General features: G+C 43.0%; 9 protein-coding genes. 1 reads left to right on the top strand and 8 read right to left on the bottom strand.

Going from position 1 to position 17104, the window contains the following annotated elements; all coding sequences use genetic code 11:
• Nucleotides 1-297 precede the first annotated feature (297 nt).
• The 8 genes from JMY02_RS00285 to JMY02_RS00250 all read right to left on the bottom strand — a co-directional run bounded on the left by JMY02_RS00285 (nt 298) and on the right by JMY02_RS00250 (nt 14711).
• Nucleotides 298-2739, bottom strand: a complete 2442-nt coding sequence (locus JMY02_RS00285) for a site-specific recombinase (RefSeq protein WP_201594037.1) — start codon at nt 2737-2739, stop codon at nt 298-300.
• Nucleotides 2740-3005: 266 nt separating this feature from the next.
• Complete coding sequence (locus tag JMY02_RS00280; protein WP_201594035.1) at nt 3006-4790, bottom strand: acyl-CoA dehydrogenase C-terminal domain-containing protein; 1785 nt, start codon at nt 4788-4790, stop codon at nt 3006-3008.
• Between the two features lie 325 nt (nt 4791-5115).
• Complete coding sequence (locus JMY02_RS00275; protein WP_201594033.1) at nt 5116-6909, bottom strand: acyl-CoA dehydrogenase C-terminal domain-containing protein; 1794 nt, start codon at nt 6907-6909, stop codon at nt 5116-5118.
• 390 nt (nt 6910-7299) lie between these two features.
• Entirely contained in the window at nt 7300-9012 is a 1713-nt protein-coding gene (locus JMY02_RS00270) for a putative bifunctional diguanylate cyclase/phosphodiesterase (protein WP_201594031.1), read from the bottom strand.
• Between the two features lie 58 nt (nt 9013-9070).
• Nucleotides 9071-9946 (bottom strand): 16S rRNA (uracil(1498)-N(3))-methyltransferase, encoded by an 876-nt coding sequence (locus tag JMY02_RS00265; protein WP_201594029.1) that lies wholly within the window; start codon nt 9944-9946, stop codon nt 9071-9073.
• A gap of 209 nt (nt 9947-10155) precedes the next feature.
• Nucleotides 10156-11004, bottom strand: coding sequence for a methylenetetrahydrofolate reductase (locus tag JMY02_RS00260; RefSeq protein WP_201594027.1), 849 nt, complete (start codon nt 11002-11004; stop codon nt 10156-10158).
• Between the two features lie 13 nt (nt 11005-11017).
• Complete coding sequence (ahcY, locus tag JMY02_RS00255; RefSeq protein WP_201594025.1) at nt 11018-12442, bottom strand: adenosylhomocysteinase; 1425 nt, start codon at nt 12440-12442, stop codon at nt 11018-11020.
• A gap of 328 nt (nt 12443-12770) precedes the next feature.
• On the bottom strand, nt 12771-14711 hold the full coding sequence (locus JMY02_RS00250) for a TonB-dependent receptor plug domain-containing protein (RefSeq protein ID WP_201594023.1): 1941 nt from the start codon (nt 14709-14711) through the stop codon (nt 12771-12773).
• 390 nt (nt 14712-15101) lie between these two features.
• On the opposite strand from JMY02_RS00250, the gene JMY02_RS00245 reads away from it, so the two are divergent.
• Complete coding sequence (locus JMY02_RS00245) at nt 15102-17063, top strand: mechanosensitive ion channel family protein (RefSeq protein ID WP_201594021.1); 1962 nt, start codon at nt 15102-15104, stop codon at nt 17061-17063.
• The last annotated feature ends 41 nt before the right edge of the window (nt 17064-17104 follow it).

The following is a 17104-nucleotide window of genomic DNA, read 5'->3' as shown; positions in this document are numbered from 1 at the left end:
CCTAGAGCATGTTTATACATTCGACTCGACCCTAAGGCCTGTCCTCAATTCAATCGATAATCATCTAAATGGACTAAAAATGGCTAAATTTTGCCAAACTGCGTCAAATAGCGCAGGTAATATCTCGATATTATCTGCGCTATTTTCCTTGTTTGACGGCAATTTATTTCATTTTTATCACCATTTTTGAAATGAGGACACGCCCTAGTAACTCTGTCAGTACCATGGTCGAATCTTCAATCACATCTTTATGGTTTTAGAGACCACACCACTCCTCAAGCCACCAAGACTGTCCATTTAATTGGGCAGTTTTGGTGGTTTTGGTGGTTTTGGCAGTGGTGTTTTGACATCACCAGTCGTTTTGCTATCAGGAACGCTAGGATTTTGCTCATCACCATTGATATCACTATTATCGTGGTCAAAGGTGTTCAGCGTTTTGGTCTCTTTATCATACTGAATATCATCGGTATAAGGCATGCTATTTAATTCTGCATCAACCAGGCCATCATCAAGGTCTACGACCTTGTCTGAAGAAGTCGGAGGTTGTGTAGCGTCTTTTTCTGGATGATTGTCATAGTATATATCGGTGCTCGTTTGCCCGCCTTGCTTAGATTCAGGCAGTATTCTAACATCAGACAAGCGCCTTACCACGTAATTACTGGGTAAGGGTTTTCCACCTTTTTGCGCTGAGGTATCATCAAATATCATGTGTCCTTGGCTATCGATACGGGCGTACTTCATGGGTTTGTCACGTGGCCAAAAAAAGTCAGAAGGATGGCTAATAATGTGACTAAACACGAGCTTTGTTAGGCGTCCCCATTCGAAGAAACGCACTTCTTTAGAGCGTAACGCGACAAACAATGCCAGTGAGAAGCTAACGACCAGGTTGACCATACCAATCAGAGCCACGCCAAGCAGGGATAATAAAATAATATTCCAGCTCATTTGGTCAGCAGATAGATTGAATAAACCGTGTGCTAAGTTTGCCGAGGCAAAAGCAATATGTCGAATATCAATCGGCAGCCCAAATATGAAGCCAATGGTGGCCGTACTTCCTAGAAAAACCCCGAATAAAAAGTTGCCCATGATAGCGCCTAAGTTGGCTTCTACAAAGTCGCCCAAACGCTTGAGCCATGAAGGTGGCAATATAGCCTTCAATAGCCTATGACGCTGAATACGCGCGCCCACATGGTTATAGACGGCTAGGTTGTCATAGTAACCGGCAATCAGACCAGACAAAAACAAATACACACCAGCAATGGCGGCATGGGGAAGTGCTAGTGAGTGAAATGGGTCAAGATCATGAAGCAGATGTCCGGCTCTGTCAGGATCAATCATCGGCGTGCCTGTATACTGCAACCATGCAAAAGAGATCAAAAGAGCAACAGGGATTGCCATCATGACGTTACCCATAATGGCAATAAATTGAGTACGTAAAATATCAACGACCAATTCTGAGAGCTTGTTCAACTGATGGGATTTTTTACCAGAACTCTCAGAGATGGTAGAGGCAATCGCCGCTGCTGTCATAGCTGGTTGTTTGGTCGCCACTGTGCCACGAATCACATGAATGAATACAAAGCCCAAACCATAAATCATGCTATTAAGAAACGCTCGTCCTATCGGTGCAAGGGCCAGTTCATATGTCACTACTTTGGTAGTGGCCATAAAAGCGATGACAAAGCCGCCAATCGAGGCTTTTTTAAACATTTTCCGATAGCCCGCTTTATCAGTACTGATATAATGCTCACCAACGCGGCTGGCATTTTCTGTAACTTTACGGGAGAGCAATTTGGTATTGTTATCGATTAGATAAATAATGCTATAGCGCCGATTGGCAGTGGTAATCAGCGTTTGTATCAGCTCAATTATGGCGTTGTCACGCTTTTGATCATTCTCTGTCACCAGTTCGGTGAGAATACGTATGCGTTGTAAACTTTGATCCAAACGCAGCATCATATTGGTTAAACGAATAGAGATACCAGTTTTATAAATACGTTTGCGTACGGTGGCAACGATGTCTTCGCACTGATCAATCATGACCAACAAAGGTGCAGGATCAACTGCATTTTCGGGGGTGATATCGGTTAACGTATCAAGCTCATGCGCTTGTCTATATTGATTGACAAATAGCACTGCTTCTTGATTTTGAGCAACAAAAGACGCTGAGTAATTCAGTATTTGGGGATAAGACTCCATCAAATCGGGATGTAAGCCAATACCGCTGATACGATAAGATAAAATAATAATAGCGTTTAAAATACTGTTTTTGGCAGTGGCGACTAAGTCTAAGTGCTTTTCATCTACTTTAAGTAAGACAACCAGCTCATCCCATTTTTCTTTTTCGATATTGGCAAGCCAGCGTTCATCAGAACGCTTGTTAAATAAATAACCGACCAGCTCAACGACTGAATCTTCTTGAGGTAACAGCGGTAAAAACCGATGACCAACCAAACGGCGTAAACTGATGAAAAACCCCTGATCCGACATGATGCCAGTATCGGTATAAAGAGAGATTTGACGGTATTGGATAATCAGTCTTAAGACAAAGCTAGATAGCCCATCTCCGTATTCTGGATGCTGATGCAGGATATCAATCAGTGATTGGATGTTTTCATTGGCTAATTCAGGCTCCTTTTCACTCGCTCGTAGCTCATCTATTAAGCGTTTAAGTACCGCCGCATCGGGTACATCACTTAGGGCAGTAATCTGCTGTAAAATGCGTTTTAATTCTGACACATCGCATCCTTTATTATGGTTGTTTCAAGCGTTTTTATTACCCAATAATAGTCATGGTGTAATTGGTTATAGTGACCAAAACGGCTAAAAATCGGTAATATGTAATGTTTTAATTTGATCAGAGGAACACTTCGTTTTGTGCTATTTTAATCGTAACCATGCCTCAATAGTTAATTATTTTGTTAGCAGTTATTTTGACAAAAAAAAGGACAGTTACGTAACTGTCCTTTTCATTAAAGTAATTATAATATTATGGTGATGAGGGCCTAGCTGGCAGGCACATCAAAGTAGTCCAGATCAAAATTCATCATCGGATCACTACCAGCTTTAACCATTTGTGCGTGAGCATCAATACGTGGCAAGACACGACCGACGAAATAATCCGCAAGCTTGGCTTTGTTGGTATAAAAATCACCTTCTTTACCATGTGCTGCTTCAACCATTAATGCAAACATGTATGAATAAGCGAGGTAGCCGAAAGCATGCATGTAATCGACGGCACAGCCGTTGATCTCATTTTTACGATCACCAATATTACTCAGAACCGTGTTGGTTAAGGTTTCAATCGTATCGGCAGCATCTAGCGTGGCTTGTTTGATACCATGATCTGCCTGCATATTGCTAACGAAATCACGAATCTCGCCCAAGAAATGCGTGACATATTTACCGTTGTTACGAGCCACTTTACGACCTAATAGGTCAAGGGCTTGAATACCATTGGTGCCTTCATAAATTTGCGCAATACGGGTATCGCGAACGATTTGCTCCATACCCCATTCGCGGATATAGCCATGACCACCAAAAACTTGCTGGCAATCAACCGTGGCTTCTAATGCTTTATCCGTCAAAAAAGCTTTGGCAACGGGCGTGAGTAGCGCCACACGAGCGGCCGCTGCTTGTGCTGACTCAGGATCGGTACTAAATTTCTCTTCGTCAAGGTTTTTGGCGACATACATGGCAAAGCAACGAGACGCTTCTGTATTGACTTTAGCATTCAATAGCATACGGCGCACATCAGCGTGATGAATAATAGCATCAGCGGGTTTTTCTGGGCTTTGCAGTTGTGTATCGCTACGGCCTTGACCACGGTCGTTAGCATAAAGCGCTGCGTTTTGATAAGCAAGCTCAGAACCGCCAAGACCTTGTAAGCCCATAGTGACGCGCTCATAGTTCATCATGATGAACATTGAAGCCAGACCCGTGTTTTCTGCGCCTACCATCCAACCTTTAGCACTATCAAAGTTCATCACGCAAGTAGCAGAGGCTTTGATACCCATTTTGTGCTCGATTGAACCAACTGCTAGGGTATTGCGCGCGCCCAAGCTACCATCTTCATTGACCAAGAATTTTGGTACTACAAATAGCGAAATACCTTTAGAGCCTTCTGGTGCATTAGGCGTCTTTGCCAATACCAAGTGAATGATGTTCTCAGTTAAATCGTGCTCACCGCCAGTGATAAAGATTTTGGTACCAGAGATATCGTAGCTACCATCATCGTTAGGCACGGCTTTGGTTTTAATGATACCTAGGTCAGTACCCGCATGTGGCTCTGTCAGACACATAGTACCAGCCCACTCGCCGTTGTACATTTTTTCTAGATACGTTTGTTTCTGTTCTTCAGAGCCAGCCGCGTTTAGGCAAAGTGTCGCCCCAACGGTCAGGTTAGGGTAGAGAGCAAACGACTGATTGGCCGTAAAGATCATCTCTTCAGTCAGCATGGTGACCATTTTTGGAAAACCTTGGCCACCGTATTCTGCATTACCACTTAAACCGACCCAGCCTGATTCAGCGTACTGCTTGTAGGCTTCTTTAAAGCCAGTAGGGGTTGTGACGACGCCATCACCTTCAAAGGTTGCGCCTTCTTCGTCGCCACTGCGGTTGATAGGTAAAAGAACGTTTTTTGACAGTTTTGCCATTTCTTCCAAAATCATATCGACCGTTTCCATGTCGACATGTGCCAAGTTTTCGTTGCTTTGCCAAAATTCTGGCGCTTTGAACACATCATTTAAGATAAAGCGCATGTCATTAAGAGGGGCATTATAAACAGCCATAAACATTCCTTTGGTTTAATTGAATAAAATGGGCGTTGTTAAGATTATCAACTGTTTTTTTTGAGGTAATCTTAGCGATTCATAGCCAAAGTTTAACAAATAAGCGGGTGAGCGAGTGTATTTCTTCGTGAATTGTGCGTACACCAAAACTTAGCAATCGCTATTGCAGAGCCGTTGCTATCAGAAGCTACAAAAAAGTTATCCCAGTCTCGCTGACTCTCTTTTATATTGACCTGATTATATAAGTAGCCATACAAAGCAAATCGGCAACATACCGAAGTATATTGCCGACAGAAATATCGTGCTAGAAATTTGAACCTTTTAATTAAAAGGCGAACTGCTCAACATCCATGCTCATGTACGGCTCGACACCCGTGCTGATACGCTGTGCGTAAGTCGTCGTACGTGGTAATAGCTTGGTAAAGTAGAACTGTGCCGTTTTGAGTTTGGCATCATAAAAGGCGTGTTCGCTGTTGCCTTTAGCAATTTCGGTTTGAGCGATCAGTGCCATACGTGCCCATAAATAAGCTTGGGTCACATAACCACTAAAGTACATGTAATCAACGGCTGCACCGCCAACGGCTTCTGGATTTTCAGCAGCTTGCTTGCCAATTTCAGTGGTCAATTCGCCCCATTGTTTAATGTGGTTGAGAAGGGGCGTAATAAACTGCTCCATGGCTTCATTGTCTTTATTGTCATCACAGAACTGCTGAATCACATTGGTAAAGTTGACCAGTAATTTACCTTGTGAGCCCAACACTTTACGGCCAATCAAATCTAGCGATTGGATCTGAGTGGTGCCTTCATAGATACAAGAAATAGTCGTATCACGGACGTTCTGCTCTAAACCATACTCCGTACAAAAACCACTACCGCCTAATATCTGTACGCCGTGACCTGCCGCTTCTAGTCCAGTTTCGGTCAAGAATGCTTTACCAATTGGGGTTAGTAAAGACAGCATTTGGTTGGCATATTCTTGTGCCTCACCTTCGCCTTTAGCGACGGTATCAGCGAACTGAGACATATAACCGATAAGAGCACGTCCACCCTCGGCAAAGGCTTTGGTCGTCAATAACATATCACGGACGGCAGGGTGCACAATGATAGGATCTGCAGGTTTTTCAGGCGCTTTAGTGCCGTCTAAAGAGCGAAATGCTAGGCGATCTTTTGCAAACGCTAAGCCACCTTGAAAGGCAAACTGAGCCGCGGTAACACCTTGAATCGCTGTACCAATACGTGCCACATTCATAAAGGTGAACATCACATTCAGACCGCGATTTTCTTCACCGATCAAGAAGCCAGTCGCCCCGTCGTAGTTAATGACACAAGTGGCTGATGCTTTGATACCCATTTTGTGCTCAATGGAGCCACAAGAGACAGCATTACGCGCGCCTAAGCTTTGATCGTCATTGACCATAAATTTAGGTACAACGAACAAAGATAAGCCTTTGGTACCAGCAGGTGCATTTGGAAGACGAGCCAAAACAATATGAATAATATTGTCAGACATATCGTGCTCGCCCGCTGAAATCCAAATTTTGCTGCCCTTGATGTTATAAGTGCCGTCATCGTTGGGTTCAGCTTTGGTACGAACCAAGTTCAGATCAGAACCACACTGCGGCTCGGTCAAACACATCACACCTGTCCAGTCGCCCGCTATCAAGTTTGGCAGATACTTTTGTTTTTGTTCATCCGTACCATGATGTTCAAGCGTTGCCATGCAACCCTCTGATAGACCAGGGTACATACCAAATGACCAGTTGGCCGTGCCGATAATTTCGGAAATAGCGGAATTGAGTGACATTGGCATGTTTTGACCACCAAACTCCTCTTCGGCGGTTAAAGAGGTAAAACCAAGCTCACAGTACTGTTTGTAGGCTTCTTTAAAGCCTTTAGGCGTGGTTACTTCACCGTTGCTAAAATGACAGCCCTCAGCGTCACCGCTTTGGTTGAGAGGCGACAGCTCGTTTTCAGCAAAGCTTGCAGCCGTTTCTAGGTAGCTGTCTACGATGTCCGCTTCAACATGAGCGTAATCATTCATGGTTTGATAATGAGCAGTACTGTCCAAAAGCTCATGCATGACAAATTTGATATCGCGTAGGGGTGCTTTATATTGCATAACGTCCTGTCCTTTTTAGAATATAACCGATGATGGTCAATGGTGAGTATATGCTGCGCTACTATCTGGCGCCCAGCGTATTCCACTTGAATCTAGCGAACCCAAATACACGATAGGCAGTAACGCCGATTGACCAAATGATTGATTACATAAAATAGTATTGAAATAAATGGCGATTGTCAGAGTCGGCTTGAGGCTTGATAAGCTCTAACAAATTCACTATAAAAGATAGGCTTTCGTAGGCGATTATACAAGTTTGGTGACAGCACTGATAAGTCATGAACCCATCTTGCATCGGCTATACAATCAACGTTAGGCGCTTAACGCGACTGCAAATAACGCTATGAAAACACAAACGATATGGGTTAGTAGGTGTCAGTTAAGCGGGGTTTATTTGGGAGCGTACTGCTGAATCAGCATCTCAGTGGCAATATCGACAGGCACAGGTTTGCCCAGCCAATAGCCTTGACCATGCTGACAACCCATCGCCAATAGCAGGTCGCGCTGCTGCTGGGTCTCGATACCTTCAGCGATTACTTGCATGTCGAGGGCAACGGCCAAGTCTAAAATGGCTTTTACAATGGCATGCTGGGTACGGTCAGTCTCGATATTAGTGATAAAGCTTTTATCGATTTTAATAAAATCAAACGGATATTCTTGCAGGTAACTTAAGGACGCATAACCCGTACCAAAATCATCTAAAGCCAGAAAAACACCTAGCTCTTTGAGCGAATCAAGTTGTTTTTTGACGTTAGCGTGGCGCTGAATTAAAGAAGATTCAGTCACTTCGATATGTAATTGCTGCGCGTAAATATTATGCTGTACTAGCAGACTTTTCACCATTTTAAAAAAGTCAGGATGACTAAATTCAGCGGCGTCAGCATTGATACAGATGTGCTGACAAAAGCCTTGTTGTAGCCAAATAGATAACTGCTGGGTAATTTGAACAGCCATTTGTGAGAACAGCTCAAACGATAGCTTGTGAGTGAGAATAGCATCGATAAAATCTATCGGTTTTAGCAGCCCGCGTGTTGGATGCTGCCAGCGTACTAGAGCTTCAAAACCAGTGATAATGCCAGTAGCCAGTTCAAATTTAGGTTGGTAATACGGTATAAACTGGCCTTCAGTTGCCGCGACTCTAAGCTCAGCCTCTAACTTTAAGCTGCCAGCGGTGGCTTCGTCAATATCTGTATGATACCAGCAGATATCGTCACCACCTTGCTGGTTGACATAATGTAGCGCTTTTTCGGCTTTGATTAGTAAGCCATTCAACGCGTTATCATTGTCAGGAAAATAACTAACACCGACGGAAATACGGCAATAAATATTGGCTTTTGTCGCCGCGTTTTCGTCCAAAGAGAAAGGGCGTTCACACATTTGCATTAAGCTATCTAGCTGATGACGTATCATATTGGCATCGTTACACTCAAATGATAAGGCAAAATCATTGCCACCAAAGTGAGAAAAACACTGTAAATTATTGAGCTCGAGGTTTTTGATGCGTGTGACAAACTTTTCTATTAAAGTATCGATGCCATCAGAGCCCAGTAGGCTTGCGAGGTGGCGATAACGATCAATATTGAAGCGCACTATAATGACGTCTAGGTAGCTGTCTAATAGTAAGTCACTGGTTTGACTCAAGAATACTTTACGATTGGGTAAGCCGGTCAATTGATCATAGTTGAGCAGGTGCGTCACCTTTTTTTGGTCTTTGATGGCCGAAGACACATCACGTATCATGCCGACGTAATAAGTAGCATTCTCGATACAAATCTTGCGATACGTCATATGACATTCAAGTATCTGTCCGTAGCGATTGGGCATAGAAAAATTATTTTCATAAAAACCACGGTTATCTAAGTGATTGATGATATCCGCTAAAATAGCCCTTTCTTCTTCTGATAAAAACTCTGCTGCATATATACCAAGTGGTCGCCCAAGTATAAATGACTCGCGGTAGCCAATCATCATCTCATAACTGGCATTTACCGACAGATAGCGTAAATTGGCGTCTAAGATAAAAATGGCATCATCCAGTTGCTCGCACAATTTGGCCAGTAGTTGCTGCTTGGCTGCGACTGAAATAGGAGCAAAATTAGGCATGATGAGACTCACAACATCAGAATAAAACAGTAAAATTACGTCTGTGGCGTTTGGACAACTAATTACTCAAAGCATGGAGTGTCGCCAATGCGACCACTGGTGCAGTCTCGGTACGTAAAACTCTTGTGCCAATTTGCCACGGCTCAAAACCAACCTCTGCTGCTTGTTGGCATTCATCGACGCTAAGTCCTCCTTCTGGGCCAATTAATAGCTCAATATAAGCGGTTTTTTGTCTTAGGACTGCTGGTAGCGACTTAGGCATAGCAGGTTGTCCTGCGGCTGGTACGCTCAATTGCATACGTAAGTCGGCTGTCTGCTGTAATATTTGATAATAAGAATCTAGACTGAGCATGGATACAATAGGGTTCACAGCCATTTCTCTGTTCGATGGCTTATTGTCTACATTGCTTAACCAATCATGGATCGATAAAGGCGCAATAATAAGTGGTGGGCGATTCAGTCCGCATTGCTCACAGGCGGCAATTGCCACTTGTTGCCAATGCGCCAGCTTTTTTTCGACTTGTGCTGGCTTTAGGTTGACTTCGCCATGATGACTACTCAGCAGTTGGATTGCAGTAACGCCAAGCTCGGTCGATTTTTGGATGGCGTAGTCCATTCGCTCACCACGACTCATCACTAGGCCAATCTTAGTAAAGACAGTAGTAGTACGATCATCAGCTACATGTGCAAGTAAAGTCGCAGTGGCGTGTTTTTTACTGATGGTTTGTAGTTGTACTTGATACTCACCGCCGAATCCATCAAATAATACACCTTTATCGCCAATATTGGCTCGTAATACACGGCACCAATGATGGACGATATTCTCTGTCAATTCCAGACTGGCACCGACAGACAAGGTGTTAAGTTGAGGGTAGATGGCGTGTTTTCCATCATTTATGTCATTACTACTGGTGTTATAAAAGAAACGTCGCACAGTCGCTTAGTCCTATATTTTAAATAACAATATGTTTAAATATCTTAGCAGAATATCGTTTGAGAGGGTAAAGGTATTATCGTTGATAGACCGTGCGTCACATTTATTACTATTATTTTTACATGACTGATAAATAATAAATAATGGTAGCAATAAAAAACTGGCGCTCCTAAGAACGCCAGTCATTGAATAGTCAGAATGTTACTGGTTTAAGCCGTCAATCCCAAAGCCTCAACCAAGCGTTTATTTGGCTCCACTTTATTCATGCTATAAAAATGCATGGCAGGGACGCCCTCACTAATGAGACGCTCACACAGACGATAGACAATGTCAAAACCGAACTCACGGATGGCTTTACGGTCATCACCAAAATCAGATAGCTGCTTACGTACATAGCGAGGTATATCAGCGCCACAGCTATCAGCAAAGCGTATAAGATTGCTAGAATTGGTGATTGGCATGATACCAGCGACCAAAGGCTTAGCGACGGTATCGATACCACGTTTCTCTAAAGTGTCGCGCAAATACAGATAGCTATCGGCATTATAAAAAAACTGCGTAATCGAAGCATTCGCCCCAGCTTGATACTTATTGACCAAATTATCGACATCAAACGCAAAGCTACGCGCTTGTGGATGCATCTCAGGATAGGCAGCCACTTCGATATGAAAATGATCGCCTGAGTGTTCACGAATGAACTTAACCAAGTCTACGGCAAACGGTAGCTCACCCATGCCAACCTGACCTGATGGTAAGTCACCACGCAGTGCTACCAAACGCTTGATACCCAAACCTTTATAAAGATCGAGCAATTCGGCGATTTCACTTTTGTCATCACCAATACAAGACATGTGCGGCGCAATGTCAGTATCCCCGCGTGCGCATAAGGCTTGTACGATATCCAAAGTGCGGCTACGGGTTGAGCCACCAGCACCATAGGTTACCGAAAAATAAGCCGGTGATAGCTTATTTAACTCATCATAAGTGCTCAGTAACTTATCGTGCCCTTGCTCAGTTTTTGCAGGGAAAAACTCAAAGGAGAAAGCCGGCTTAGTCACAGTCTGACTCCTTTTAGTATTTATAAGCGTCAGGTTTGAATGGCCCTTCGACAGGCACGCCCAAATATTCAGCTTGTTTTTCGGTCAGCTTGGTCAAAGTACCGTTAAAGCCTGCAACCATAGCGGCAGCGACTTCTTCGTCTAGTTTCTTCGGTAATACTTTGACGTACAAGTTGTCAGTACGTGTGTCAGCTGGCAAGTCGGCGAATTTTTCTTCGAACAGATACATTTGAGCCAATACTTGGTTGGCAAATGAGCCATCCATCACGCGTGATGGGTGACCAGTAGCATTACCTAGGTTAACTAGGCGACCTTCAGCAAGCAAAATCAGATAGTCGTTTTCATCGTCTGAGCGGAAAATTTGATGAACTTGTGGCTTGATTTCAACCCAGCGCCAGTTGTCACGCATAAACTGAGTGTCGATTTCGGTATCGAAGTGACCAATGTTACAGACCACTGCACCAGGCTTCAACGCCGCTAGCATGTGTTTGTCGCAAACATGATAGTTGCCCGTCGTGGTAACAATCATATCTGTATCTTCAAGCAAGCGAGTATTGATGTTGTCTGCGCCGCCCGTATTGTCGCCATTGATGTAAGGTGACAGTACTTCAAATCCGTCCATACAAGCCTGCATGGCACAGATTGGATCAACTTCTGAAACTCGTACGATCATGCCCTCTTGACGTAAGCTCTGAGTAGAGCCTTTACCTACATCGCCATAACCGATAACTAAAGCACGGCGACCTGCAAGGAACATGTCAGTGGCACGCTTGATAGCATCGTTTAAGCTATGACGGCAGCCATATTTGTTGTCGTTTTTAGATTTGGTAACAGCATCATTGACGTTAATGGCAGGAACTTTTAGCGTTCCTTTATTTAACATCTCAACCAAACGGTGTACACCAGTGGTGGTCTCTTCTGAGATACCATGAATGTTATCAAGCAATTCAGCATATTCATCATGAATCAATGCGGTTAAATCGCCGCCATCATCCAAGATTAAGTTTGCGTCCCAAAGCTGTCCTGATGCTTCGCCGCCCACATGTACTTGCTGGCGCAGACACCACTCGTACTCTTCTTCGGTTTCGCCTTTCCAAGCATAAACAGAGATACCAGCAGCAGCAATAGCCGCAGCAGCGTGATCTTGGGTTGAGAAGATATTACATGACGTCCAGCGTACTTCAGCACCTAGCGCGACTAGTGTCTCGATAAGAACCGCAGTCTGAATCGTCATATGAATACAGCCAGCGATTTTTGCGCCTTTTAGCGGTTGGTCGGCTTCGTAGCGACGACGCAAACCCATGAGGGCAGGCATTTCAGCTTCAGCAAGGGTGATTTCACGGCGGCCGTAATCAGCGAGGCTGATGTCAGCAACTTTATAGTCAGTGAAAGAGGGGTCGATCGTATGGGCAGATGGGGTGTTAGACACTGCGTCCATAATATGCTCCTATCAGTGGTTAATTTATGATAAAAAGAATAAAAACGCAGGTGCCGTTATTTGCGCTGTTGACGACCTATAAGGGCAGCCAACAGTTAACCGAGCCTAACATAAGGGTTGAATAGTGGAGTTTTGAATACACAATCCATGATTCATACTTATGGCGCAACACCTCTCGGAGGTCGTTATTGTAATAGATGGAGCCTAGCTTGTCACCTATTGGATTATGTCAATGATAGCATATGTAGTTTGCAGCTTTGACAGGCATTAAAAAGGCCATCGATTGATGACCTTTTATTATTAATGATAAATACTTGTTTCTATAATTCTAGAACCAGTTATAGGTTAGTGAGGTAAAGTAGTTGATACCGTCAGTAGCGTACTCTGTACCGAACTGATTAGACAAAGTATAGTCTTCATCAGTCAGGTTATCGACACGTAAGTTAGCACGAAGATTAGGTTGAATGTAAATACTGCCACTTAAATTAACTAACGTATAACTGTCTAACTTGGTTTGGTTGGTTGCGTCAGAGAATCTATCGTCAGTATGTTTAGCCTCAAGGCGTACATCAAAGGTAGGTTGCTGATAACCAACATAAATTAAACCGCTATTTTGAGGACGATAGACAAGGTCATTATTATAGTTGGTGCTATTGGCTGTTTTGTTTTTAGCGTCTAAATAATCATACCCTAAACCAAATAAAAATGAATCGACAAGCCAGTCTGACGTAAGGCTTATTCCTTTTATTTGTGCCTCACCTGTATTAGTGTTGCCACCAATCAAGTCTTCTACATCTGTATGATAGCCAGTAAGGCGTGAAATTTGCTTTCCTTTATTGTACTCTACGAACACTTCAGTGTTTTTACTGGTTTCAGGCTTCAAATCTGGGTTGTTATAACCAGGATAGTATAAATCGTTAAAGGTTGGTGCGCGAAAGCCTGTAGCATAGCTGGCGCCGATTCGCACACCATCCAATGGGCGCACAGCAGCGCCTACGTTATAGGTACTTTCGTTACCATATTGGGAGTTATCATCGACGCGGTAATTGGCTTGTAAGTCGTAATAAGATTCTGATAGTTGATAGCCAACAAAAGCACTTTTGACCGTTCTGTCGTCAGGATCATAAGCGGTTTGAACTGCAGGAGCAGGAAAGCCTGAAAAATCTAAAACGTCTGAAGCATCTAGTTTTTGAGATAACCATTCAGCACCGACAGTAACAGTACCCGGTTGCGCATTAATCTGACTCTCTAAACGTGCCTGTTCTTGAGTCGTATCAAATTGGCTACCATCTTGATAATTAATAGAGTTATTATCATGAGAAGTCAGTTTATCAATACTCTGACCATAACTAAGCTTCGTAACGGTCAATGGCGTTTGATGTTGAATAAAAGCATTGGCACTGCCATTTTTCTGATCTGAATACGCATTTGGAAATGTATTACCGGCAGAGTCAATATCAGTTGTAGAGTCAGAATATAAGGCACTTAGCCCTGCGCTTAAAGAGTTTGAAAGCTTATGCTGCAACCCTAAACTGGCATTGGTAGATTTAAAGCCATCATCGTCAGCGTTGTAATCAAAAGAATTACTATTGGCAATCGCGTTAAAACCGTCTGTTTTGTTGCGACTGACACCTAAGCTCAGTGACGAAGTATCGTTTTTAAGCTGACCGGTTACACCTACTTGGTAATGATTGTGGCTACCGTAACCGATTGTAGTAGAAACATTAGATTGTTCTACATTGCTGCCTTTAGTGAAAATCTGAATGACACCGCCCATGGCGTCAGATCCATAAATACTAGAGCCTGAAGCGCCGTATAAAATTTCAATACGGTCAATTTGGTCTGCAGATAAGAGATTTAATGACGGCGTTCCTGTAGAAATAGAGCTGTAGCGAATGCCATCAATTATTACAAGGACTTGTTTGCTATCATAACCACGCATATAAAAGTTACTAATAGTTCCCATGCCGCCACTTTGACTGATATTAATACCAGATTGATTCTTTAATACATCAACCACTGTCTGACCCTGATAACGCTGTAACTCTTCTTTATCGATTACACGCGTTTGTGCGATAACATTACTGGTTTTAGTTGGCGTACGCGTAGCGGTGACGACAATTTCATCAAGCTCGACTTTTGGTAGCGCATTATCGCCGGCCACCGTTAAATCATTGGTGGCTGCTGTCGCGCTAACGGCAACCATACCAAGCGCGCTTAAAATACACAATCGAAGATAGGCGGCCGAAGATGAACGTGATAAAACCATATTGAATTCCAAATTAATCAAATAAAAAAGTTACAAAGGCGAAAGTTATGACGCTAAAAATTACAAAAAATAATAACTGAATAACACGTCGCTATTATCTACAAAAGCGCCTTACTTATAAACCAATTTAACCTAATGTTTCTTCACGATAAGCTGAGTGGTTTTCATGATGAACGTCTTTTAAACGCTCAAAAGCTTTTAAGGTGATTTAGGTGAATAATCTGTTACCTATGCTGACATCATGATAGTAAAAATTTGAGACACAAACGGCTAAAACAGACGATGATAAAAACCCATAATCAAAAGCACTGCGGTGATAAATAATTGCTATTATAGTGCCAAGTTTTATTCATATTTGGTTGTACTATTCATAGAGCTAAGAGGTTTGTTTTGTCTATTGAGCGTAATCTGATTTCCAATACTAAATCATCCTTATCATATCCAAGCCGCAAAATACCATTAACGATAGTGGTATTTTTGCTGGCGATGATGTTGAGCCTATTATTGCCCAATCATGCCTTTGCTGCTGAAGTGGGTGCACTTGGTGGGGGTGACAGTAATAATGAAGAATCAGCAAGTACACCAATACCTGATTCGTTTGGGCGAGATACGCCGCGGCATACGGTACAAGGATTTATCAGCGCGCTGGGTGAAAATGATTATCTGCTGGCGAGTAATTATTTAAACTTAACAAAGTCTGATAACCCAACGACTATTGTACGGCAGTTTAAACAAGCGCTGGATGCGGGCGGACGTTTTCAGCCTGATTTGCAAATCAGTAATAATCCTGAGGGCAATCTGACCGACCAATTACCACCCAGTCAAGAAAATGTCGGTGTAATCAATGTTGGCGAAAAAAACGTGTCATTGATACTAGAAAGGGTCGTATCAGATTCAGGTGAGCAGTACTGGCAGTTTTCGAGTGACACACTCAGCTCAATACCAGAAGTGATCGAAAACACCGAGCCAACTTTGGTTTCTCGTTATACGTTTGAATCGTTAGAAGGCAAAAAGATTTTTGGCTATGAAATGGTCGACTTGGTCGCTGCATTGATTATGATGGTTAGTAGTCTTGTGCTCACTTATATCATGGTATGGCTGCTGTATCATCTATTACGAATTGTGTATCCTCGCGTACGGGGTGTACCATTGCCGCTGCCTGACAAGGTGATACTGCCAATGGCTGTGGTCACTATGGCATTAATACTGTCTGAGGTGATGGTTTATGCTGGTGTGTCTGTCACGCTGCGTGAACCGATCAATCGTTTTACAGATATTGCCTCTTGGGTGGCGACAACGTGGCTACTGTTACGAGTCATCGATGCCGTATTTACTCGAGCGGTAAACCTCAGTTATAAGAAAAACTACACTGAACGCGTCTCAATTTTGGGACTCATGCGCAAGGTCGTCAAAGCGCTGCTATTGATATTTGCCGTCATTGTTATCTTTGGTAATCTGGGTTTTGATTTAACCACAGGTATTGCAGCTTTGGGTGTGGGTGGTTTGGCATTAGCACTTGGTGCGCAAAAAACCATTGAAAACCTTGTCGGGAGTGTCGTTGTGGTCGCCGATTCGCCAGTACGAATAGGGGACTATTGTAAATTTGGCACGTACGAAGGCACCGTCATTGATATTGGTATCCGCTCATCACGTGTGCGCACTTTGTCACGAACTATTGTCACGGTACCAAATGGCGATTTTTCATCGATGCAAATTGAAAACTTCACCTCGCGTGATATGTTCCGCTTTTTTCATCAGTTATACATTAAGCGTACTGCTGATATTGACGTGGTCTTTAAGATGGTAAAAGACTTAGATGAATTTATCGGTGAGCACTATTTGACCAATCAAGAATGGAATCAGGTCAATATCTTAGAGCTGCGACAAGACTGCTATGTCATTCAGTTGCAGGCCTATATTAATGCCAATGGTATTACTGAGTTTTATGATAAACAGAACGTTTTATTTGTTGATCTGTTAAATGAAGTGGCAAAATACAAGGTCGAGCACGCGCTACCAACGCAGCAGCTTATTCTCAACCGAGATGAGCATCATATGGAAAACGATGTCGAAGATACAGCTACTGATGAATCGGTAGCGGATACGTCAAATGCTGACGATCTTGATACCGCTGACAGCGCTGATAATGCCAGTCAGAATACTGTAAATTTAAACAAAGAGAGTGACAGCACTGAAGATGATAACAACGTTAACCAATCAATAGCTGGCTCAGACAAGCGTAAAAAGAGTAATACCTTCACAAAGCTAAGGAATAAAAGCCGTATGTTAAAGAAAAGCACTTTTAAGCACACAAAAAAGAAGTTAGGTTTTTCTATATGGAATCAGCCTTAATAGAATAGGGCAGATTAAGTAGAATATTTAGATAAACACCA

This window comes from Psychrobacter vallis, assembly GCF_904846715.1.
GTDB classification, from domain to species: domain Bacteria; phylum Pseudomonadota; class Gammaproteobacteria; order Pseudomonadales; family Moraxellaceae; genus Psychrobacter; species Psychrobacter vallis.
Note: the sequence above shows the minus strand (reverse complement) of the source record. Positions and strands in the feature narration are given on the sequence as shown.